The organism is Intestinimonas massiliensis (ex Afouda et al. 2020), assembly GCF_001244995.1.
In the GTDB taxonomy this organism is placed as follows: domain Bacteria; phylum Bacillota; class Clostridia; order Oscillospirales; family Oscillospiraceae; genus Intestinimonas; species Intestinimonas massiliensis.
Genome location: NZ_LN869529.1, coordinates 25,085 through 46,135, shown reverse-complemented (window position 1 = coordinate 46,135; position 21,051 = coordinate 25,085). Strand labels below are relative to the sequence as shown.

Below are 21,051 nucleotides of genomic sequence, written 5' to 3'. Positions count from 1 at the left end.
ATCATATAATTGTTTCATTCCATCGTTATGAAACGGAGGCACGGATTTTATGAGCGGTTCCTTTATTCCCCCCAGCTACGCCCCCAAGCTCAACCTGTACGACACCCAGAAGGCCATCGGCCTTTTGAAGCGGCTCTTCGAGGACACCCTGGGCGGCTCCCTCAACCTGCGACGAGTCTCCGCCCCTCTCTTCGTGGAGGCCAGTACCGGCCTGAACGACGACCTGAACGGCGTGGAGCGGCCCGTCTCTTTCGACATCCCCGCCGCCGGGCGGGACGCCCAGGTGGTCCATTCCCTGGCCAAATGGAAGCGGCTGGCCCTCCACCGCTACCAGTTTTCCGTGGGCGAAGGGCTGTATACCGACATGAACGCCATCCGGCGGGATGAGGAGCCCGACAACCTCCACTCGGTCTACGTGGACCAGTGGGATTGGGAAAAGGTGCTGGCCCCCCGGGACCGGAACGAGGATTATCTGAAAGAGACCGTCCGCACCATTGTGGAGTGCATCTGCCAGACCCAGACCACTCTGCGGGCCATGTTCCCCCAGTTGCTCTCCCTGCCCCTGGTGGAGCGGCAGGTCACCTTCGTCACCGCCCAGGAGCTGGAGGACCGCTGGCCCGACCTCTCTGCCAAGGAGCGGGAGGACGCCTGGGTAAAGGACCACCCCACCACCTTCCTCATGGGCATCGGCGGCGCGCTGAAGTCGGGCCGGCCCCACGACGGCCGGGCCCCCGACTACGACGACTGGGCCCTCAACGGCGACATTCTGGTGTGGAACCCGGTGCTGGAGCGCGCCTTCGAGCTGTCCTCCATGGGCATACGGGTCTCCCCCGAATCCCTGGACCGCCAGCTCACCCTGGCGGGCTGCGACGACCGGCGCTCACTTCCCTTCCATCGGATGCTCCTGAGTGGGGAGCTCCCCCTCACCATCGGCGGCGGCATCGGCCAGTCCCGGCTGTGCATGCTTCTGCTGGGAAAGGCCCACATCGGTGAGGTGCAGGCCAGCGTCTGGGACCCGGAGACCCTCGGCGCCTGCCAGGAAGCGGGGGTCGTCCTCCTGTGACGCGGCCCCCCAGAAGTCTCTTCGCCCGGCGGGCCGGTTCCGAAAAACCGCGTAGAAAATGGACGCTCCGCTCCCTTCTCTGCCGGGTTCTGCCCCTCTACCTGCTCTACTTTGTGCTGGGCGCTACCCTCCCCTTTTTGTCGCCCCCGACGGTGAGCGACTCCTTCCGCGCCGCCTGGGACCCCGCCGTCTTTGAGCAGGTCGGCTCCACCGACCGGGCGGCGCTGGTCACCGACAACCAGGACGCCCTGGACGTGCGGCTCCGGATGATCGGCGAGGCTGAGGAGCGCATCATCCTCTCTTCCTTCGACATCCGGGACTGTGACAGCGGGCGCGACATCTTTGCCGCTCTGCTGCTGGCGGCGGACCGGGGCGTGCAGATCCAGATCCTGTGGGACGGGGTCAGCGGGCTGCTCCGGGGCGGCTCGCCCATTTTCCGGGCGCTGGGCCGCCTGCCCAACGTGGAGATCCGCTTCTACAATGCCCCGAATCTGCTCCTGCCCTGGACGGTCAATGGCCGGATGCACGACAAGTATCTGCTCATTGACGACCGGCTGCTGCTGCTGGGCGGCCGGAACACTTTTGACCTGTTTCTGGGGGACTATGTGCCTGATGCGTTGAAGAGTCACGACCAGGATGTGCTGGTCTACAACACCGCTGCCGGAACGGAGCAGAGCGGGGCGCACACCGTGCTCACCCAGGTGGAGGCCTATTTCCAGTCCGTGTGGGAGAGTCCCTACAGCAGGACCGTACTGGACCGCCCGCCCCTGTTTCCCGGGAAAATCGACCGGGCGGAGGCGGAACTGCGGACCCGGTACGCCGCTTTGGCGGCCGCCGACCCCACTCTATTCGACCCCATACCGCTGGACTATGCCGCGCTCACCCTGCCGGTGGAGCATGTGGAGCTTCTCAGCAACCCCACCGGGATCATGAGCAAGGAGCCCTGGGTGTGGTGGCAGCTCATGGCCCTCATGGGCCGGGCGGAGGAGCGGGTCTTTCTCCAAACCCCCTACGCCGTGCTGAACGAGCCCATGTACCAGGCGCTGGAGGACCTGGCCGCCCGCGGCGTCCCCTTTGACCTCCAACTCAACTCGGTGGCGGTGGGGGACAACATCATGGCATCCTCTGACTACGTCCACAACAAGCAGCGGCTGCTGGAGACTGGGGTCACGGTGTGGGAGTGGTTCGGCGACTACTCCTCCCATGGCAAATCCGCCCTCATCGACGACATGGCCGTGGTGGGCTCCTACAACCTGGATATGCGCAGCACCTACCTGGACACCGAGCTTATGCTGGTCTTTCACGGCGGCGACTTCTCCAGAGCGCTGGAGGAGTACCTCCTCTCCACCCAGGACCACGCCCTCCAGGCCCTGCCCCAGGGCGGCTACGTCCCCAAGGAAGGGGTAGAGGTCCTGCCGGTCATCGGCGCTAAGGCCTGGCTGTTCCCCATCACCTCGGTGGTGTTCCAGCTAATCCGATACCTGCTTTAGTAATGTCTACTGAACAAACCGCCATGCGGTTTATTCGTATAGCAAAAAAGAGCACGGTCCATCAGGACCGTGCTCTTTTTTGTGTCTTATTCCTTGGTCTCCTCGGCCTTGGGGGCCTCGGAAGCCTTGGTCTCGGCGGCGGGAGCCGCAGGAGCGGACGCCGGCTTGGTCGCCGCCGCCGCGGGAGCCGCCTTGGGTGCCGCAGGCTTCACCACGGGGACCTTGCCATCCACCACGATGAGCTTCCGGGGGCACTTCTGGGCGCACAGCGTGCAGCCGATGCACTTGCTGTAGTCGATTTTGGCCAGGTTGTTCTCGATGGTAATGGCCTCCTTGGGGCAGGCCTTGGCGCACAGAGCGCAACCGATACAGCCGTTGGAGCAGACCTTGGTGACCGCGGGTCCCTTGTCCTTGGAGGAGCAGGGGATGGAAACATGCTTCTTGGTCTTGTAGGGCTCCAGGTCGATGATGTGGCGGGGGCAGATATCCACACACTTGCCGCAGGCCACGCACTTTTCATCGTCTACCACAGCCACGCCGTCCTTCACGTGAATGGCGTCGAAGGGACACTCAGACTCACAGCTACCCATACCCAGGCAGCCAAACTTACAGGCCAGAGGGCCGCCACCGGGCAGACGGGCGGCGGCAAGGCAGTCGTGGATGCCGATGTACTCGTACTTGGACTTGTCGGCGCCGCCGCCGGAGCAGTGGACCGTGGCCACCTTCTTGACGGACTCGCCGGCCGCCACGCCCATGATCTCAGCAATCTGAGCCGCGACGGCAGCGCCGCCGGCGGCGCAGGCATTGACGGGGGCCTTCCCGGCCGCCACAGCGGCCGCGTAGCCGCCGCAGCCAGGGAAGCCGCAGCCGCCGCAGTTGGCGCCGGGCAGGCAGCCCAGGATGGCCTCCTCGCGGGGGTCCTTCTCAACGGCGAACACCTTGGAGGCGTAAGCCAGGATCAGGCCGAACACGGCGCCCAGGATTCCCAGGACGGCCACAGCCATAATAACAGTTTGCATTGTTCGCGCCCCCCCTTAAAAGACTTTCAGGCCGGAGAAGCCCATGAAGGACAGGGCGATCAGGCCGGCGGTGACCAGTGCGATGGGGAAGCCCTCGAAGGACTTGGGGCACTCGGAGAACTCCAGACGCTCACGGACGCTAGCGAACAGCACGATGGCAATCAGGAAGCCGATGCCGCCGGTGATGCCGTAGACCAGGCTCTCAATGAAGCTATAGTTGTTCTGGGTGTTCTGGAGCACCACGCCCAGCACGGCGCAGTTGGTGGTAATCAGGGGCAGGTACACGCCCAGGGCCTGATACAGGGAGGGCATAGCCTTCTGGAGGAACATCTCCACGAACTGCACCAGAGAGGCGATGACCAGGATGTAGGTGACGGTCTGCATGAAGTCCAGGCCGTTGGCTACCAGCAGATACTTATTGATGGGCCAGCACACCGCAGAAGCCACGCCCATGACGAAGATAACGGCCATGCCCATGCCCAGAGCGGTGTCAACCTTCTTGGAGACACCCATAAAGGGGCAGATGCCCAGGAACTGGGAGAAGATAAAGTTGTTGACCAGAATGGCGCCCAGGGCAATGGAAAACAGACTGGTAAAATCCATTATTTGGCCACCTCCTCTTTCTTATCGTCCTTCTTGGGCTTGTTGAGGAAATACTGCATGGCGGCGATGACGCAGGCTAGCGTCAGGAAGCCGCCCACCGGCAGGATCATGCCCAGCGCGGGGATGCCCTCCGGCAGGATGCGGATGCCGTCGGCGCCGAACACGCCGGTGCCAAAGGTGCCGTTGCCCAGGAACTCGCGGACCACGCACATGATCACCAGGATCACCGTGTAGCCCAGGCCCTGACAGATGCCGTCCACCGCGGAGGCCAGTACGCCGTTCTTGGAGGAGAAGCCCTCGGCGCGGCCCAGGATGATGCAGTTCACCACGATCAGGGGGATGAACAGGCCTAGGCTGTCGGACAGGGCGGGCACGAAGGCCTTCAGCACCAGGTCCACCACCGTCACGAAGCCGGCGATGACCACAATGTAGCAGGCGATACGCACCTTATTGGGGATGATGTTTCGCAGCAGGGAGATAAAAATGTTGGACAGGGTCAGGATGACCAGCACACTCAGGCCCATGCCGATGCCGTTAAACAGCGTGGTGGTGATGGCCAGCACCGAGCACATGCCCAGCAGTTGGACGGTAACGGGGTTCTGGGTAATGAGACCCTCTTTGAACTGTTTGCCGAAATTCATAATGTCACGCCCTCCTTAACCCAGCTCGGCCACGGCCGCAATGGCGGAGTTAACGCCGCTGGTGACCGCGCGGGAGGTGATGGTGGCGCCGGTGAGAGCCTCGATCTCGCCGCCGTCCTTGGTGACGGCCAGCGTACCAGACTTGCCGATGAACTGTGCGCGCCAGGCCTCCTTGGTGGCATTTGCGCCCAGGCCGGAGGTCTCGGCGTGAGAGACAATGGACACGCCGGTGCATACGCCGTCGTTGTCCACGCCCACCATGACGTCCAGGTTGCCGCCGAAGCCGGAGGGAGTGACCTCCACCACGTAACCGGCGTCGCCGGCCTTCCAGATGTTCTTGATGGTGGTGTCCGCGCCGGCGTAAGCCACATCCTCATAGACCTCGGACGCCAGGACGGCGGCCTTGGCCTCGTCGGTCTTCTTCTGCGTATTGATGGCGATCTGGGGCGCGGTGACCATGTTCACCAGGCCCAGGACCAGCGCAGTAATGGCGCTGATGGCAAAAAGCACGATGACCAGAGAGGCCATACCGGGCTCCTTCTTGGTCACGACCGCAGTATTCTCGCTCATTTCGCCTCAGCCTCCTTTGCCGCTTTCTTGGCTGCCTTCTGCTTCTCTTTCATTTCCTTGGTGACGCCGAAGCGGGCGGGCTTGCCCACCTTGTCCAGCAGCCACACGCAGGTGTTCATGATCAGGATGGCGTAGCTGACGCCCTCGGGATAGCCGCCGAACTTACGGATGAAGACGGTCAGCAGGCCGCAGCCGATGCCGAAGATGATCTCACCCTTGGGGGTGGCGGGGCTGGTGACATAGTCGGTGGCCATAAAGATGGCGCCCAGCATCAGGCCGCCGCCCAGCAGATTGTAGAGCATCCAGTCCAGACGGCCCACACCGGCGGCGGGGAAGAGGAAGGTCAGCACCGCCACGCTGGCGATGAAGGACACAGGGACGCGGACCCGGATGACACCGCGGACCACCAGGTAGATCCCGCCGACGATCAGCATCAGGGCGGAGACCTCGCCCAGGCAGCCGCCCACATTGCCGATGAGCATGTCGCCCAGGGAGGCGTCTGGCAGAAGACCGGAGTGCATGAAGTCCACGCTCAGGGGGGTGGCGCCGGTGGCCAGCTCGGCCCCGTTCATGCCCACGGTGCCGGAGAGCAGGCCGGCCCAGTTGGCCCGGCCGGGCTTCACCCAGGTGGTCATGAGGATGGGGTAGCACAGCATCAGGAAGGCGCGGCCGCCCAGGGCGGGGTTCAGGAAGTTCTTGCCCAGGCCGCCGAAGAGCTGCTTGACCACCACGATGGCAAAGAAATCGCCGATGATCAGCACCCAGTAGGGCAGGGTCACAGGGCAGACGAAGGCCAGCAGCACGCCGGTGATGGCGGCGGACAGGTCCCCGCAGGTGTTGGTTTTCTTCAGCAGCTTGCGGTAGCCGTACTCAAAGATCTCACAGGCCAGCACGGACACCACGGTCATGGTCAGGGCCCGGGGGCCGAAAAACCAGATGCCGATGCACAGAGCCGGGACCAGTGCGATCAGCACGTCCAGCATCAGGGACCGGGTCCCGATGGGGGAGGATACGTGGGGGGAGGAAGCTACCGCGAGCTTACGAGATTCCAGGCTCATGCTTTCCCCTCCTTTGCTTTTTGCTTGGCCGCCAGACCGCGGATCTCAAACTTGGCCATCCGGAAGGACTGCACCAGGTGGATGCGGGCGGGGCAGATGTAGTTGCAGGAGCCGCACTCCATGCAGTCCATGATGTTGTAGCCCTCCAGCTCATGCCAGGCGCGCTTTTCGGCGTACATGTGCATGTAGAGGGGCATCAGGTGCATGGGACAAGCGTTGACGCAGCGGCCGCAGCGCAGGCAGGTCTGCTCGGTATCCTGGATGGCGGCCTCGGCGTCGGTGAGCGCCAGGATGCAGTTGGTGCCCTTGAACATGGGGGCCGTCAGGTCATACTGGGGGTTGCCCATCATGGGGCCGCCCATCAGCAGGCGCTGAGGCTGGGTCTTGAAGCCGCCGGCCATCTTGATCAGGTGCTCGACGGGGGTGCCGATGGGAGCGTTGACATTCATGGGCCGCTCAATGGCGCCGCCGGTAATGGTGACGTTGCGGTGAGTCAGGGGCTTACCCTCGGTAACCGCATCGTAGATGGCGGCGGCGGTGGCCACGTTGAACACGGTACAGCCCACGTCGGCGGGCAGTCCTCCGGGAGGAACCTCACGGCCAGTGACCCGCTGGATGAGCTGCTTCTCAGCACCCTGGGGGTACCGGGTCTTCAGCGTCTCCACATGAATGGAGGTATCTCCGTTGGGCAGCAGGCTCTTGAGATGCTCCACGGCGTCCAGCTTATTGCCCTCAATGCCGATGGTGGCCTCTTTCAGGCCCAGCGCTTTCATGATAAAGCGCGCGCCTCCGATGACCGCCTCGCCCCGCTCCAGCATGAGCCGGTGGTCGGCGGTGATGTAGGGCTCGCACTCGGCGCCATTGAGAATGATGGTGTCCGCCTTGCCGACGGCACCGCTGAGCTTGACGTGGGTGGGGAATCCCGCGCCGCCCATACCCGTGATACCGGCCTCCTTGACAATGTCGATGATCTCCTGACTGGTCAGGGCATCCACATTGTCCCGGTGGACGATAGAGGGGTGCGGAGTATCTTTATAATCGTTTTCGATCACCACGGACATCATCACGTCTCCACCGGGATGGGGCCGGGGCTCGACGGCCACGACCTTACCGGAGACGCTGGCGTGGATCGGCGCGCCAAGACCGGCGATCTCGCCGATCTTCTGTCCCACGGTGACCTCGTCCCCCACGGCTACAATGGGCTTGCAGGGTGCGCCCACATGCATCGACATGGGGATTACCACCTGTGCAGGAGCTTCCTCCAGCGGTACCACTGGTTTGCGCTCCGTGGCCTCCTTGTGTTCGGCGGGGTGGACGCCGCCATAAAACTTATGGTTCATAGCATCACCTCTGTCATTACTTCTCAGCTCTACGCTTTTCCCCACGATTCGCTCAGAAGCCTCATGCACCGTCTGGACGCCGCCCTGACGCATGAGGCCTTCGAATCTCTCTTATAATAGCTCGTAATGCGAAAAAAGTCCAGTGTTTCCACGCAAAAAACTGCACCGATTCTAACAATATATTTTCCAGGCCCGCGCCCGCCGCCGTCCTTCCGTCCGTTCCGCGACCATTTGTTTTTTGGGCAACCAATCAAAATATTTCTCCGTCCCTCCCCGGCTTCTTGACAAAAACGGAGAAACGGCAAAATTGCCGTTTTCTCCAATTGACAAACCAACTCCGCGGCTGTATGATTGCAGTTAATAACATTCAAAATCGGCAATGACCGGGTAAGTAGTCTGGTTCCGCAAGCACAGAGAGGAAGCGGTCGCTGCGAGCTTCCGTGAGGCCCCAGACAAAAGTCGCCCGGGAGCCGCTGCGCTGAACAGAGTAGGCGCAGACGGATTCCCTCCGTTATCGGGATAACGAGTGCGCGGCCTGCCGCCGCGAATTTAGGTGGTACCACGGAGTGAGACTTCGTCCTATGGGGGACGAAGTCTTTTTGCTTTTTTCCCTGAGCCGCCGGGAACAAATCAAGCAATTAAGGAGGAGTGCTGCATGATCAGCGGAGCCCAGGCACTGATGGAAAGCCTGAAACGGGAGCATGTGGACCACATGTTCGGCTATGCGGGAGCCACCATCTGCCCCGCGGTGGACGCCCTGGCCCACACGGACATCGCCTATACTCTGGTCCGCACGGAACAGAACGCCGGCCACATGGCCTCCGGCTACGCCCGCATGACGGGCAAGCCCGGCGTATGCATGGTCACCTCCGGGCCGGGCGCCACCAACCTCATCACCGGCATCGCCACCGCCTATATGGACTCCATCCCCCTGGTGGCCATCACCGGCCAGGTGCAGAGCTATCTGCTGGGCCGTGACATCTTCCAGGAGGTGGACATCACCGGCGCCGTGGCCCCCTTCATCAAGCACAGCTATCTGGTCAAGGACGCCAACGACATCCCCCGAATGGTAAAGGAGGCCTTTCACATTGCCTCTACCGGCCGGCAGGGGCCCGTCCTCATCGACGTTCCCGTGGACATTCAGGAGCAGATGATTGAGCCAAAATACCCCGATTCAGTGGACATCCGGGGCTATAAGCCCAGCGTCAGGGGCAACGAGCTGCAGATCAAAAAGGTAGCCCAGGCCATCTCTGCCTCTCACCGTCCCCTTTTGTGCGCGGGCGGCGGCCTGTTCAGCGCAGGGGCCCGGGAGGAGCTGCTGGCCCTGTGCGAGAGCGCCGGTCTCCCGGTGGTCACCACCATGATGGGTCTGGGTCTGTTGCCCTCCGACCACCCCATGAACCTGGGTATGATCGGCGCCTTCGGCACCGCCACCGCCAACCGGGCTCTCAATACCACCGACCTGCTCATCATCGCCGGGGCCCGGGCCGCCGACCGGGCCGTCACCGCCCCCAAAGAGGTGGCCCGGCGCACCAAGACCGTCCATCTGGACGTGGACCCGGCGGAGATCGGCAAGAACCTCTCCCCCACCGTCCCGGTGGTAGGCGACGTAAAGGTCATCCTGGGGCAGCTTCTCTCCCATGCCCCCAAGGCCGACAGCGGCGACTGGCTGGCTGAGCTGCACGCCTTCCGGGCCAGCGAGGCCGCCCCCTTCCCCTCCCCCGCCGCCGGGAGCGTCACTCCCGCCTGGCTCATGCGCGCCCTGGGCGACCGGCTGGACGACGACGCCTGCGTCTGCGTGGACGTGGGGCAAAACCAGATCTGGGCCGCCAAGCACCTGCCCATGAAGCACGGGCGCTTCCTCACCACCGGCGGTCTGGGCACCATGGGCTACTCCCTGCCCGCCGCCCTAGGCGTCAAGACCGCCGAGCCCCGGCGGCAGACCGTTGTGGTCTGCGGCGACGGCAGCTTCCAGATGTTTGAAAACGAGCTGGCCACTCTGAACGCCATGGGCGCCGATGTGAAGCTTGTCATGGTACATAACGGGGTTTTGGGCCTGGTCCACCAGATCCAGCGCCGGAGCTACAGCGGCCCCTTCGGGGTCCGCCTGGACGGCTCCCCGGACTTCGAAACCCTGGCCGCCGCCTACGGCGTGCCCAGCCGCCGCATCTCCAACGACGCCCAGGTGGCTGAGGCTATCGACGCCATGCTGACCAGCCAGGGGCCCTATCTGCTCATCTGCGACGTGGACCCCATGGCCACGACTTGAGGAAGGAGGACGCGGCATGACACAGACCATTTCCGTGCTGGTGGAAAACCGGGCCGGCGTCTTGAACCGGATCACCGGCCTGTTTGCCCGGCGGGCCTTCAATATTGAAAGCCTGGCCGTCGGCGTCACCGATGACAAGAACATCTCCCGCATCACCATCATCGTGGACAGCGGCAACAACGTGGTGGAGCAGGTGGAAAAACAGCTCAACAAGCTGGTGGACGTCATCAAGGTCCGCACCCTGGATGAAAAGAGCCTCATCGGCCGGGAGCTTATTATTATTAAGGTATCCACCACCACCAAGACCCGTCAGGACGTCTCCAATCTGTGCCAGATCATGGGGGCCAGGATCGCGGACATTACCAGCACCACTATGACCCTGGAGCTGTCCGACACTCCGGAGCGGGTGGATCTGTTTGAAAGCCTGCTGCGGCCCTTCTCCATCCTGGAGGTGGCCCGGACCGGCGTCATCGCCGTACAGAAGGGCAGCGGCAAAATTTAACGGCAGAGCTTTGACGCAATACAAACTGAGCCATTGCCCGGGCTGGGGTGCTCCCCAGTCCGGAACGCAGCCCCGCACGGGCCCGGCGCAAGCGGGCCGCGCGGGGAGAGGGGCCGCGGCGCGGGAGATGACGCTTGCGGCGACGACGCAGGAGGAAGAGACGTGAAACTACGAGCCACACAAGCCATCTTAGAGTGCCTGCTGGAGCAGGGGGTGGATACCGTCTTCGGCTATCCCGGCGGCACCATTCTCAACATCTACGACGAGCTTTACCGCTATCAGGATAAGATCCGCCATATCCTCACCGCCCACGAGCAGGGGGCCTCTCACGCAGCCGACGGCTATGCCCGGGCCACGGGCAAGGTAGGGGTGTGCTTTGCCACCTCCGGCCCAGGGGCCACCAACCTGACCACCGGCATCGCCACCGCCCATATGGACTCCTCCCCCGTGGTGTTCCTCACCTGCAACGTGGGGGAGAGCACACTGGGCAAGGACGCCTTCCAGGAGGTGGACATCACCGGCATCGCCATGCCCATCACCAAGGCCACCTACCTGGTCCGGGACCCCAACGAGATCCCCGACGTCATCCGGGAGGCCTTTGCCGTGGCGGCTATGGGCCGGCCCGGGCCGGTGCTCATCGACCTGCTGAAAAACGTCACCTCCCTGGACACGATGATCGACTATGAGTATCTGCCCAAGGAGGAGCACCAGTTTCACGGCCGCCTGGCCGAGCTGCGCAAGCGGGTGGGCTGGGACCTGAACACCCCCGCCCCCAACCGGGAGGACGTGGAGAAGCTGGTGGAGCTGATCGCCCGCTCGGAGCGCCCCATGCTCATCTGCGGCGGCGGCGTGGTCCGCAGCCGGGCCGACCGGGAATTCGCCACCCTGGCCCAGCGGCTGGACGCCCCGGTCGCCATCACCGTCATGGGCGGCGGCGGCTTCCCCGGCGGTCACGCTCTCACCACCGGAATGCTGGGAATGCACGGCTCCCGCGCCTCCAACATCGGGTGCGACAACTGCGACCTGCTCATCGCGGTGGGCTGCCGCTTCTCCGACCGGGTGGCCACCGACCCCAAGGATTTTGCCAAGCAGGCCAAAATCGTCCACATCGACATCGACCGGGCCGAGATCGACAAAAACGTGCGTACCGACCACCACATCATCGGAGATGCCAAACAGGTGCTGCGGATGGTCAACGAGCGCATCCCCCAGTATGACCACTCCGCCTGGAAGCAGTTCGTCTTCTCCCACCGCCCCGGCCCGGAGGCCGACGACGGCCAGCTCACGCCCCGCCAGATCATCCAGACCATCCGGCGCATGGCACCCGGCGACTCCATCGTATGTACCGACGTGGGCCAGCATCAGATGTGGTCCATCCAGCACTTCCACTTCGACTACCCCGGCCAGCTCATCACCTCCGGCGGCTTCGGCACCATGGGCTTCGGCCTCGGCGCCGCCATCGGCGCCAAGATGGGCCACCCCGAGAAAACGGTGCTGCTCATGACCGGCGACGGCTGCTTCCGTATGAACGGCCAGGAGCTGGCCACCGTCTCCCACTACGACATCCCCGTCATCGTGGTCATCTTCAACAACCACACCCTGGGCATGGTCCACCAGTGGCAGAACCTGCTCTACGAGGGCCGCTTCTCCCAGACCGACCTGAACTTTGCCCCCGACTTCATCAAGCTGGCCGACGCCTACGGCATCCGGGGCCGCCGGGTCGCCACTTCAGCGGAGATGTCCGCCGCCCTCCGGGAGGCCCTGGACGGCGGCCACGCCTACGTCATCGAGTGCGTCATCGACACCGATGAAACGGTGCGCCCCATGGTCTCGGCAGGCAAGCCCATCACCGAATTTCTGTTGGAGTAAGGAGGGGACACGGTATGGAACAGAAAGAATACACCATCTCCATCCTGGTGGAGAACAGTCCCGGCGTCCTGAGTCAGGTCTCCCGCCTCTTTTCCCGCAAGGGCTATAACATCGACTCCATCGCCTCCGGCACCACCGAGGACCCCCGTGTCACCCGCATCACCATCGTCATGCAGGGGGACGAGGTCATCATCGGGCAGATCACCGCCCAGCTGCGCAAGCTGCTGTGCGTCATCTCGGTCAAGCTGCTCTCCCCAGAGAGCGCCGTCCAGCGGGAGCTGGTACTGGTCAAGGTCAGGGCCGAGACCAAGGACAAGCGGGACGAGATCATCCAGGTGGTCAACGTGTTCCGGGCCAGCATCGTGGACATCAGCCGCGAGACCCTCACCGTGGTCATCCTGGGCAGCGAGAGCAAAGCCGGCGCCCTCATGGATCTGCTGGCCGACTTCGGCATCCTGGAGGTCGTCCGTACGGGTACAATCGCCATCGAACGTGGGCGTAACACCATATATGACAACAACAAAGAAAAAGGAGAGTTCAACTATGGCAAAAATGTATTATGAGAAAGACTGCGAGCTCAGCTACCTCAACGGCAAGAAAATCGCTATCATCGGCTACGGCTCCCAGGGCCATGCCCACGCCCTCAACTTGAAGGACTCCGGCTGCGACGTGTGCGTCGGCCTACGGGAGGGCTCCAAGAACTGGGCCAACGCCGAGAAGGCCGGTCTCACCGTCAAGACCGTGCCCGAGGCCGCCAAGTGGGCCGACATCGTCATGATGCTCATCAACGACGAGGTGCAGGCCGATGTCTACAAGAAGGATATCGCCCCCAACCTGGTGGAGGGCAACGCTCTGGCCTTTGCCCACGGCTTCAACATCCGCTACAAGCAGATCGTGCCTCCCGCCGGCGTTGACGTGTTTATGGCCGCCCCCAAGGGCCCCGGTCACACCGTCCGCTCCACCTATGTCAACGGCAAGGGCGTGCCCTGCCTGGTGGCTGTGGAGCAGGACGCCACCGGATACGCCTACCAGATCGCCCTGGCCTACATCGCCGGCATCGGCGGCGCCCGGGCCGGCGTGATGGAGACCACCTTCCACGACGAGACCGAGACCGACCTGTTCGGCGAGCAGACCGTCCTGTGCGGCGGCGTGGTGGACCTGATGCGGTGCGGCTTCGAGGTGCTGGTAGAGGCCGGTTACGAGCCGGAGAACGCCTACTTCGAGTGCATCCACGAGATGAAGCTCATCATCGACCTCATCAACAAGGGCGGCGTGGCGGCCATGAACTACTCCATCTCCGACACCGCCGAGTTCGGTGAGTACGTCTCCGGCCCTCGGGTCATCCCCCACGAGGAGACCAAGGCCCGGATGCGCGCCGTCCTCTCCGACATCCAGGACGGCACCTTCGCCGGCCGCTGGATCGCCGAGAACAAGAGCTTTGGCCGCGCCTTCTTCAACTCCAAGCGGGATCAGCTCCCCAAGCACCAGATGGAGATTGTGGGCGAGGAGCTGCGCAAGAACATGATTTGGGGCGGCGACAAGGACCTGGATACCGCCTCCAACTAAACCATCGTCCGCCAGGACCCAGGAACGCAAGAAAGAGGGCCTGCCCCATGGGGCAGGCCCTCTTTCTTGCGTTTCCCCTTACCAGCCAGGCGGCACGATGGAGGAGAGTGCGGGGCTTCTCCCACAGCGACAGCGCTACTCGTGCCGTTTGCCCGCTACCATGGCGGCAAACAGCATCCCCAGGGCGGCTGCCAAGGTGAGTCCCCGCTCCAGTGCGGCAGCCGGTTCCGGCCAGAAGATATGGATCGCCCACCAGAGCGCCGGGAAGAGGACCATGGTCCCCAACAGCCAGACCCGCATAGCGCGGAGAATATAGGGCCAGTTGCTGTTGTGGAAGCGCACCCCCGGCAGGTTCATGCGGAACGGTCCCTGGCTGTAACTGCTGATCTTGTTCTGGTCATAGTAGGCAGGCAGTCGCTCCTTTGCCCAGAAGCACAGCCAGGCGGCAAAGAGCAGGCACAGGCCCTCCACGAGCAGAACGGTGGACTCCAGCTCCGCCCAGGCGAAGCCCCCCGCGGTCAACAGGGCCGCGGTCTCCCCAATGCCTGTCAGGGCGCAGAGGAGAAAGGCCAGCCCCCTCTTCCGGCGGCGCTGTCCGCTGCTGCGCTGTTCCTCCCCCGCGAGGCGCAGGGAGGCGCTCACCAGCGTCTCTACCTCCTCCACCGGAAGCTGGGTCCGGGCGTTGCGCTCCCCCCGGAGCAGCTCGGTAACGCTCACCCCCAGGCAGTCCGCCAACGGGACGAGCAGCGCCACATCGGGCAGGCTCAGGCCCGTTTCCCTTAATTAAAGATATTGTTGGGTAAAAAAGAAAGGTCAGTCGATTTTGCCGATGAAGCGGTAGTAGATTTCTACTTCCTGCTCACGGCTTCCGTCCTCGCCTTTGACAGCTTCGTGGACGGTTATTTTTTCAATTAGAGTGTTCAGAAGTTCGGCGGTCAGCTCCACAGGGTTGACATACTGCTTCATCAGGGCAATCCACCTTTCAGCGTCCGCTGCGGTCTGTACGGCGGCTTCCATCGTTTCGTGAAGCTGCCGGATTTTTGTTTCAAGCTCCTTTTGCTCGTTCTGGTACTTCTCGGACAGCATATTGAAGTTATACTCGGTTATTCGTCCGGCAGACCAGTCCTCATACATTTTAGCAAACAGCCCGTCAACCTCGGTTTTACGCTTCTCTGCCTTTTTCAGCTCCGCAGCCTGCTTTTTCTTCGCAGAGTTTCTTTCCCTGTCGCTGGCATTGAGCAGCCGTTTCAGCAGCTTGTCCTCGTCTTTCTGTATCAGCATAGACCAGTATTGCAGTCTTGCAAGCACATAGGCATACAGCACATCATAGCGGATATAGTGCATGGAACACTGGCGCAATCCCTGTCCGTACTTACTGCAATGGTAGTGTGCATAGGGATTTTTGTTCTGGCTGTTTACACCATAAGCCAGTGACCATCCACAGTCCGCACATTTTACCAGCCCGGAAAATATCTGCGTTGTGCCATTCTTCTGTCGTCTGCGTCTGCTTGCAATCAGCTCCTGAACTTTTTGGAACACTTCTTCGGAAATGATGGCTTCATGGGTGTTTTCCACACGATACCATTCTTCCTGCGGCTTCCGCACTTTTTTCTTGTTCTTGAATGAAATGTTGCTCTGCTTGTTGTGAACGCTGTGACCGATGTAGGTTTCCTCTTTCAAAATGCTCTTGACCTGTGCAATCGTCCACGCATAGGCTTTTTCTGCGGGCGCACCGGCGTAGATATTGGCGAAAGTCCCGTATCTTTCATAGTTCAGCCAGCCGGGGGTAGGTACTTTTTCCTCAACCAGAATCCGTGTAATGCTAGCGGCTCCACGCCCGTGTACGGCAAGGTCAAAAATCTTCTCTACAATCCAGCGTGTTTCCGGGTCGATCAGAAGATGACCTTTTTTGTCCGGGTCTTTTACATAGCCCAGCGGTGCATAGGCTCCATAGTGTGCGCCATTGGCAAATCTTGTGTGCATGGCAGCCTTGACCTTTTTGCTGGTCTGTCGGGCGTGCATTTCATTCAGGATGTTTAAGAACGGGGCAAGCTCGCTTTCTCCGTTGATGGTGTCCACATTGTCATTGATGGCAATGTAGCGTACTCCCTTGCTGGGGAAATAGATTTCCGTGTACTGACCGGTCAGGATATAGTTTCTTCCCAGACGGGATAAGTCCTTTGTGACAACGCAGTTGATTTTCCCGTCCTCGATGTCATCAATCATCCTTTGGAAACTTGGACGCTCGAAATTCGTCCCGCTCCATCCGTCGTCAATGTACTCGTCTACAACGGTCAGCCCATGCTCTGCGGCATACTGCCTAAGCATCATGCGCTGGGTCTGGATACTGCCGCTTTCTCCCTGTAATTCATCGTCACGGCTCAATCTCAAATATAGTGCGGTGTTATAAATCGTTGTATTGTATGGTTGTTTCACGGTTAAAAATCCTCCTTCTAAAAGAAACAACCCACGCTTATACAATACTCGCTGGTACAAGTATATCATAAGCGTGGGCTGATTGACAGTCGTTATTCCGTATTTTTTCAGGAAGCGGCGGCAGCGTGCTGGATCACATCTTCCAGCAGGCTGTCAAGCGGCTTCCCATCCTGTGCGAAATGCTCCGATACCTTGATACGGACTTTCCCCATGACAAAATACTGGGTGCCGTCTTTATCGGTAAGCAGGATGCCGCTGTTTTGGTTGTTGCTCTCGTTTTTGTTTTTTGCCATAGGCAGTTACCTCCATAAATTAGTTTATCCGGCGGGAACAGCCCTGCCGGAACGAAAAAAATCGTTGTGTATTCGGTTCAAGTGGCGAAGTGGCAATACTGGCAATCTATAAAAATCCTGCCACTTGGATTTTCTTTGCCACTTCATTCAGTTTTCAGGGACAGCAGCCATTGTGTGCCGCTGCGCTCGGAAACCAGCTTATTTCCTAAACTCTGCTTTGCTGTTCGGACTGTCCGGGCGGAAATGCCACGCTGGGCTGCCGCTTTGTCAATGTCTGCGCTTAACATCTGCTTTCCGTCTGCCAGCAGGTCAAGTATCAGTTTTTCCGTCTGTTCCGCTTTGGTTTCTGTATGCTCCACACCGGCAAGCAGCTCGTCGGCGGTCATATCATATTCCCCAATCCATTGAAAGCCGTTGCCATCCCCTAAAGAGAATGCCAGCGACTTCCCCGGCGGGGCAAGGGAACTTTTCTCCTGTATCAATACTCTTGTGGTAGGGTCATTCTTGACCTTGCCGATAAACAGCAGGCTTCGGACAACTGCCGTGATGTCGATGGAGCCTAAGCCCCGGTAGGTACTCTGGCTTCCGGCGGCTTTATTCAAATGCCCGATCAGGATAATGGCACAGCCTGTTTCCTGTGCGATTTCTCCCAGCCTGCGGAAAATAGGGCGCACTTCATTTGCCCGGTTCATATCCACATCAGCCCCCAAAAATGCCTGTACCGGGTCGATAATCAGAAGCCTTGCATGGTTCTCCCGGATAGCCCTCTCAATCCTTTTATCAGAAAGTGTCAGCGGTTTATCTCCATCGTCAATGACCATGACCCTGTCAAGGTCTGCGCCTGCTTCCAAAAGCCGGGGCTTTACCGTATCGCCCAGGCCGTCCTCGGCAGTCTGGTAGATCACATTGAATGGTTCCAGCGGTTCCATGTTGGGGAGAGGTCGGCGGTTGGTACAGGCGGCTGCAAGCTGCATGGCAAAATAGGTCTTGCCCTCGCCAGGATTCCCCTGCAAAATCGTCAGTTTTCCAAAAGGCAGGTACGGTTCCCACAGCCATTCCACCACCACCTCCTGCACTTCGCTCATGCGTATCATGGGGACAGGCGGTTCCGCTGCCGGTTCTTTCAGCGTGATTGTTTCCGTTATAAATTTGCGGTTTGGTATTTCTTCCCGGTGCTGCAATACCTCATTCCAGTCTTTCCACGCCGGGAGCAGACGCAGAATGGTAAGCCCCTCCGGCAGTTCGGAAGAAAGTCGGCTGCACCCCTCATTCCCGGCATTGTCATTATCCAGACACAGAAATATCCTTCGGATGTCCGGGCGTTCAGAAAGAAAATGCGTCAGTGCTTTTCCTGCAACGCCTCCCAGCGAAAGATAGCTGCGCTTTGTCCAGTCTTTGGGATAAAGGCAGATAAAAGACAGCAGATCAATCGGGGCTTCAAAGACAAATAGCTGGTCGCTTTCCCCCTGATAGCTGAAATTACAGGCTTTATCCGAACCGCTCACATCCTGCCGGAATTTATCTGCCGTTCCCCGGCAATGGGCGTATCTTGGAATGCCGGGGACTCCCTGTGTTCCGCTGTCCCGCCCCACAAATACTACATTGTGGCGGGTGTCCTCGTAAATATCCCCGGCAGTGATAAAGGTATCGACAATGCCCCGGTCAAGTCTGCGTTCCTCTGTCAGATATTTTATCGCTTTTGTATTGGTGGGATTATGCAGTGGGAGCCGGAAGTCAGGCGATGGGGCGGGGCAAGCGTCCGGCTTGCCTGCGCCTGCTTCGCCGGTCAGCATTTGTACCGCTTCCGGGAATGACTTGCCGTAAAATTCCATTACGAAATCTACCGGGTAGCCGCCCCTGCTCTGACTGTGCCGGAACCATTTATTTTCCCGCACCGTCAGGCTGTCGTGGCATTTCCAGCGGTATTCTTTTCCGCTGCGTATGAGGGTTTCCCCTTGTGACCGCAAGAAATCTTCCATGTTGGTCTGATTTGCCCGGTCTATCTGTTCCTGTGAATAATACAAAATTATCTCACCTCCAAAATCATAATTCTATCTCGTGTTTCTTTCTCTGTACTTCCTGCGGCTGCTCCCTCCGGCGCAGTGCGGTATCTACGGCGTTCTGCACCTGCCGCAGCCGTATCACTTCCTCCCGGAGCGGCTTGTGCTGCGGGGACAGTTCGGCATACTCTGTTTTTAACTGTGCGTATTCCTGTTTCCATGCTTTCAGGGCAATGGGTTTTCCGTCCAGTTTTTCTTTCAGAATACGGCGGGCGGCATAAAACAGCCGTAACTCCGCACCGTGGGATGTTTCAAATTTCTCCCTCTGTTTCTTAAACTTGATATTGTTCAATTCCGTATGAACAGGTTTTAGCCGCTGGTAATTCTCGCCCTCCCGTATCAATTCCTGCAATTCCTTTATCCGGGCAGATTTCTTTTTCATGGAGCCGCTTAACGCTTCAAATTCTTCGTTGACAGAGGAAAGACGCTCCTGCAAATCCTCTAATGTGAGCAGCTTATTTTCCGTCAGATAATTGACGGCTTCGGCAAACTGCTTTAAGTTTACGGTTCTGGCTTTATTGCTCCATGCCCCTGCGTTGCGCTGGTTGTAATAAGCGATCAGCAGGTCGGCAAGGTTCGGTGTCTGCGGTTTGGAAAGTTCTTCTTTTACCTCTGCCATCCAGACAAACAGGGCTTTGATCTTCTTCCTCACATCCTGTACAAGCCGGTTGGTGGCTTTAATCCAGCGGTTCAGTTCCCCTTTCTCGGTGCGGATGCCCTTTGCTTCCATCTGCCGGACATTAGCGCCCTCGTGGACAGTAGGTATCAGGTCAAGCCCCTGCCGCACATAGGAACGGTGGTCGATACGCACATCCAGCCCTTTTTCCTCAAATTTTGTATTAACAACAGCCGCCCACTGCTCCCGCCAGCGTTCCAGCGTTTCCGGCTCGTGCCAGTCTGTTGTATGGACAGCGTTAAACATATAATCGCCGTTTTTATCCCGGATTCGGTTTCCATCTTCATCAAGAAGATATTCCCGCCGCTGTTTTTGTCCCCATGTGCCATCCGGGTTCAAGGGGCGCATGGTTGTCATCACATGGAAATGCGGGTTAGGGATGCCGCCGTCCTCTTTCTCCGGGCTGTGAAAAGCAAGGTCGGCAATCATGCCTTTTGCCACAAACTGCTCCTGCACGAACTTCCTCGCCAGCTCCATGTTTTCTTCCAGCGTCAATTCATTCTGCATGGCAATATCAAAGGAATAGGCAAGCTGGGCTTTTGGATGTTTCTCGCAGTTCTCCACAGCATTCCAGAGGGTCGCCCGGTCAAGATATATTTCCGGCACATGGGGCGGCAGCATGATTTCTGAAGCGATCACGCCGCCTTTTTTGGTGTAGTCGCTAACTTCTCCATAGTAGCTGCTGCAAAGACGCTCCCCGGCTCGGTAGGCTGCGCTAGCAATGGCGCTCTGACCGGCGCTGCGCTTTATCTGTGCGATTGAAAAATGATAAAGTGCTATCCTTAGTTACCGCCTTTCTCCTGCCCGGAAATACGGGCGTGGTTCTCTGCGGCAGACCGGATGAAATGCTCCGCCTGCGGCAGATTCAAAATGCTTTCCATGAGGGAATAAAATTCCGTTTCGGTCAGCTCCTTTGTCTGTGGCGCAATGCTCTCAACGGCTGCCCCACGGGTAATCAGCCGGTGCGTCCTCTGTTTCCGGGAACCGCTTTCCAGATACGCCTGCCGGTTTTTCAAACGCTGCATTTTCCGTTTTTCCCGTTCCAGCAGGACAGTGGTTTTTTCATATTCCTGCTTCAACTGTTCCAAAGATTTTTCCATGTTCTCACATCCTTTGCTGATAAGATAAAGAAAGACCATCCGCAGACAGTCCGTGTGTCAGTGCTTCTATAAAACCCGATGAAAAGGGAAAACCGCAAAGCGGATTTCTCTTTTCGGCGGGTACACAGGGGATAGCCGCTTTAGCGGCGCAAGGGGGCGTAGCCACCTTGTCGGAGCGAAGCGAACGCAGACCTCGGATTGCTGATTTTATCAGCGGCAGAGGTAAGCTCCGCAAGACGCACGATACATGGTCTTTAGACTATGTATAGAAGTGCGCCCTTAGTTCCTAAGGGATTTTGCCGTTTCCGGCAGTTTTGTCCTTTTTCTTGGAACGCTTGGAAAGATACTTCGGGCAGTCAACCACAACCGCCCGGAAGCTCTGTTTACATTCGTGCTGGCATTTCCGGCACAGTTCGTTGTAAGTGATACGGCTGCGGTCATTTAAGAAGAAAGACCATTCCAGCCGTCGCTTGTTGCTCATTCTTGCCATAACCGG

At 59.7% G+C, this 21,051-nt stretch carries 20 protein-coding genes and 1 other annotated feature; of the genes, 7 read left to right on the top strand and 13 right to left on the bottom strand.

Annotated features, from left to right (window positions below; translation table 11 throughout):
* Positions 1-49 precede the first annotated feature (49 nt).
* Positions 50-1,063 (top strand): aspartate--ammonia ligase, encoded by a 1,014-nt coding sequence (gene asnA, locus BN2154_RS04320; protein WP_050617660.1) that lies wholly within the window; start codon positions 50-52, stop codon positions 1,061-1,063.
* Entirely contained in the window at positions 1,060-2,553 is a 1,494-nt protein-coding gene (locus tag BN2154_RS04315) for a phospholipase D-like domain-containing protein (RefSeq protein ID WP_050617659.1), read from the top strand. Before asnA ends, BN2154_RS04315 begins: the two co-directional genes overlap by 4 nt.
* Positions 2,554-2,639: 86 nt before the next feature.
* Here BN2154_RS04315 and rnfB read toward each other — a convergent pair whose 3' ends face one another.
* The 6 genes from rnfB to rsxC are packed head-to-tail and all read right to left on the bottom strand — an operon-like array spanning position 2,640 to position 7,784.
* A complete protein-coding gene (gene rnfB / locus BN2154_RS04310; protein ID WP_050617658.1) occupies positions 2,640-3,572 on the bottom strand; it encodes an RnfABCDGE type electron transport complex subunit B in 933 nt (310 codons plus the stop codon).
* A gap of 15 nt (positions 3,573-3,587) precedes the next feature.
* A complete protein-coding gene (rsxA, locus tag BN2154_RS04305) occupies positions 3,588-4,175 on the bottom strand; it encodes an electron transport complex subunit RsxA (protein ID WP_050617657.1) in 588 nt (195 codons plus the stop codon).
* Positions 4,175-4,816, bottom strand: coding sequence for an electron transport complex subunit RsxE (gene rsxE, locus BN2154_RS04300; RefSeq protein ID WP_050617656.1), 642 nt, complete (start codon positions 4,814-4,816; stop codon positions 4,175-4,177). Before rsxE ends, rsxA begins: the two co-directional genes overlap by 1 nt.
* A gap of 15 nt (positions 4,817-4,831) precedes the next feature.
* Positions 4,832-5,386 (bottom strand): RnfABCDGE type electron transport complex subunit G, encoded by a 555-nt coding sequence (locus tag BN2154_RS04295; protein ID WP_050617655.1) that lies wholly within the window; start codon positions 5,384-5,386, stop codon positions 4,832-4,834.
* On the bottom strand, positions 5,383-6,444 hold the full coding sequence (locus tag BN2154_RS04290; RefSeq protein WP_050617654.1) for an RnfABCDGE type electron transport complex subunit D: 1,062 nt from the start codon (positions 6,442-6,444) through the stop codon (positions 5,383-5,385). Before BN2154_RS04290 ends, BN2154_RS04295 begins: the two co-directional genes overlap by 4 nt.
* Entirely contained in the window at positions 6,441-7,784 is a 1,344-nt protein-coding gene (gene rsxC, locus BN2154_RS04285; protein WP_050617653.1) for an electron transport complex subunit RsxC, read from the bottom strand. The genes BN2154_RS04290 and rsxC overlap by 4 nt, the downstream gene beginning before the upstream one ends.
* Positions 7,785-8,154: 370 nt before the next feature.
* Positions 8,155-8,369, top strand: a binding site (T-box leader).
* Positions 8,370-8,439: 70 nt separating this feature from the next.
* Between rsxC and ilvB (BN2154_RS04280) the strand changes: the two genes are divergently transcribed.
* The 5 genes from ilvB (BN2154_RS04280) (at position 8,440) to ilvC (ending at position 13,990) form a co-directional block, all read left to right on the top strand.
* The gene (gene ilvB, locus BN2154_RS04280) at positions 8,440-10,053 is read left to right on the top strand and encodes a biosynthetic-type acetolactate synthase large subunit (RefSeq protein WP_050617652.1); all 1,614 of its coding nucleotides are present in this window, start codon (positions 8,440-8,442) and stop codon (positions 10,051-10,053) included.
* Between the two features lie 16 nt (positions 10,054-10,069).
* Positions 10,070-10,555 (top strand): acetolactate synthase small subunit, encoded by a 486-nt coding sequence (gene ilvN / locus BN2154_RS04275; protein WP_050617651.1) that lies wholly within the window; start codon positions 10,070-10,072, stop codon positions 10,553-10,555.
* A 162-nt stretch (positions 10,556-10,717) separates the two neighbouring features.
* Positions 10,718-12,424: a biosynthetic-type acetolactate synthase large subunit gene (gene ilvB, locus BN2154_RS04270; protein WP_050617650.1), complete on the top strand. Its 1,707-nt coding sequence runs from the start codon at positions 10,718-10,720 to the stop codon at positions 12,422-12,424.
* Between the two features lie 14 nt (positions 12,425-12,438).
* A complete protein-coding gene (gene ilvN / locus BN2154_RS04265) occupies positions 12,439-12,987 on the top strand; it encodes an acetolactate synthase small subunit (protein WP_050617649.1) in 549 nt (182 codons plus the stop codon).
* Positions 12,968-13,990 (top strand): ketol-acid reductoisomerase, encoded by a 1,023-nt coding sequence (gene ilvC / locus BN2154_RS04260; RefSeq protein ID WP_050617648.1) that lies wholly within the window; start codon positions 12,968-12,970, stop codon positions 13,988-13,990. The genes ilvN (BN2154_RS04265) and ilvC overlap by 20 nt, the downstream gene beginning before the upstream one ends.
* A gap of 135 nt (positions 13,991-14,125) precedes the next feature.
* Here the strand turns inward: ilvC and BN2154_RS04255 are convergent, their stop codons facing one another.
* The 7 genes from BN2154_RS04255 to BN2154_RS04225 form a co-directional block, all read right to left on the bottom strand.
* Entirely contained in the window at positions 14,126-14,743 is a 618-nt protein-coding gene (locus BN2154_RS04255; protein WP_154666640.1) for a hypothetical protein, read from the bottom strand.
* 60 nt (positions 14,744-14,803) lie between these two features.
* Positions 14,804-16,495, bottom strand: a complete 1,692-nt coding sequence (locus tag BN2154_RS04250; RefSeq protein ID WP_438819134.1) for a recombinase family protein — start codon at positions 16,493-16,495, stop codon at positions 14,804-14,806.
* A gap of 38 nt (positions 16,496-16,533) precedes the next feature.
* Entirely contained in the window at positions 16,534-16,719 is a 186-nt protein-coding gene (locus tag BN2154_RS04245) for a hypothetical protein (protein ID WP_050617645.1), read from the bottom strand.
* Between the two features lie 143 nt (positions 16,720-16,862).
* A complete protein-coding gene (locus tag BN2154_RS04240; RefSeq protein ID WP_050617644.1) occupies positions 16,863-18,743 on the bottom strand; it encodes an AAA family ATPase in 1,881 nt (626 codons plus the stop codon).
* A gap of 19 nt (positions 18,744-18,762) precedes the next feature.
* Positions 18,763-20,235, bottom strand: coding sequence for a MobQ family relaxase (gene mobQ / locus BN2154_RS04235; protein ID WP_094762355.1), 1,473 nt, complete (start codon positions 20,233-20,235; stop codon positions 18,763-18,765).
* A gap of 2 nt (positions 20,236-20,237) precedes the next feature.
* On the bottom strand, positions 20,238-20,555 hold the full coding sequence (locus BN2154_RS04230; protein WP_195892308.1) for a DUF3847 domain-containing protein: 318 nt from the start codon (positions 20,553-20,555) through the stop codon (positions 20,238-20,240).
* A 286-nt stretch (positions 20,556-20,841) separates the two neighbouring features.
* Positions 20,842-21,045 carry a hypothetical protein gene (locus BN2154_RS04225; protein ID WP_004614949.1) on the bottom strand — a complete coding sequence of 68 codons (204 nt, stop codon included), beginning with the start codon at positions 21,043-21,045 and terminating at the stop codon, positions 20,842-20,844.
* Positions 21,046-21,051: the final 6 nt, after the last annotated feature.

Bases quoted from the DNA above. Each gene is read 5' to 3' on its own strand.
- asnA (WP_050617660.1), top strand. From the start codon at position 50: ATGAGCGGTTCCTTTATTCCCCCCAGCTACGCCCCCAAGCTCAACCTG.
- rnfB (WP_050617658.1), bottom strand. From the start codon at position 3,572: ATGCAAACTGTTATTATGGCTGTGGCCGTCCTGGGAATCCTGGGCGCC.
- rsxA (WP_050617657.1), bottom strand. From the start codon at position 4,175: ATGGATTTTACCAGTCTGTTTTCCATTGCCCTGGGCGCCATTCTGGTC.
- rsxE (WP_050617656.1), bottom strand. From the start codon at position 4,816: ATGAATTTCGGCAAACAGTTCAAAGAGGGTCTCATTACCCAGAACCCC.
- BN2154_RS04295 (WP_050617655.1), bottom strand. From the start codon at position 5,386: ATGAGCGAGAATACTGCGGTCGTGACCAAGAAGGAGCCCGGTATGGCC.
- BN2154_RS04290 (WP_050617654.1), bottom strand. From the start codon at position 6,444: ATGAGCCTGGAATCTCGTAAGCTCGCGGTAGCTTCCTCCCCCCACGTA.
- rsxC (WP_050617653.1), bottom strand. From the start codon at position 7,784: ATGAACCATAAGTTTTATGGCGGCGTCCACCCCGCCGAACACAAGGAG.
- ilvB (WP_050617652.1), top strand. From the start codon at position 8,440: ATGATCAGCGGAGCCCAGGCACTGATGGAAAGCCTGAAACGGGAGCAT.
- ilvN (WP_050617651.1), top strand. From the start codon at position 10,070: ATGACACAGACCATTTCCGTGCTGGTGGAAAACCGGGCCGGCGTCTTG.
- ilvN (WP_050617649.1), top strand. From the start codon at position 12,439: ATGGAACAGAAAGAATACACCATCTCCATCCTGGTGGAGAACAGTCCC.
- ilvC (WP_050617648.1), top strand. From the start codon at position 12,968: ATGGCAAAAATGTATTATGAGAAAGACTGCGAGCTCAGCTACCTCAAC.
- BN2154_RS04250 (WP_438819134.1), bottom strand. From the start codon at position 16,495: ATGATATACTTGTACCAGCGAGTATTGTATAAGCGTGGGTTGTTTCTT.
- BN2154_RS04245 (WP_050617645.1), bottom strand. From the start codon at position 16,719: ATGGCAAAAAACAAAAACGAGAGCAACAACCAAAACAGCGGCATCCTG.
- BN2154_RS04230 (WP_195892308.1), bottom strand. From the start codon at position 20,555: ATGGAAAAATCTTTGGAACAGTTGAAGCAGGAATATGAAAAAACCACT.
- BN2154_RS04225 (WP_004614949.1), bottom strand. From the start codon at position 21,045: ATGGCAAGAATGAGCAACAAGCGACGGCTGGAATGGTCTTTCTTCTTA.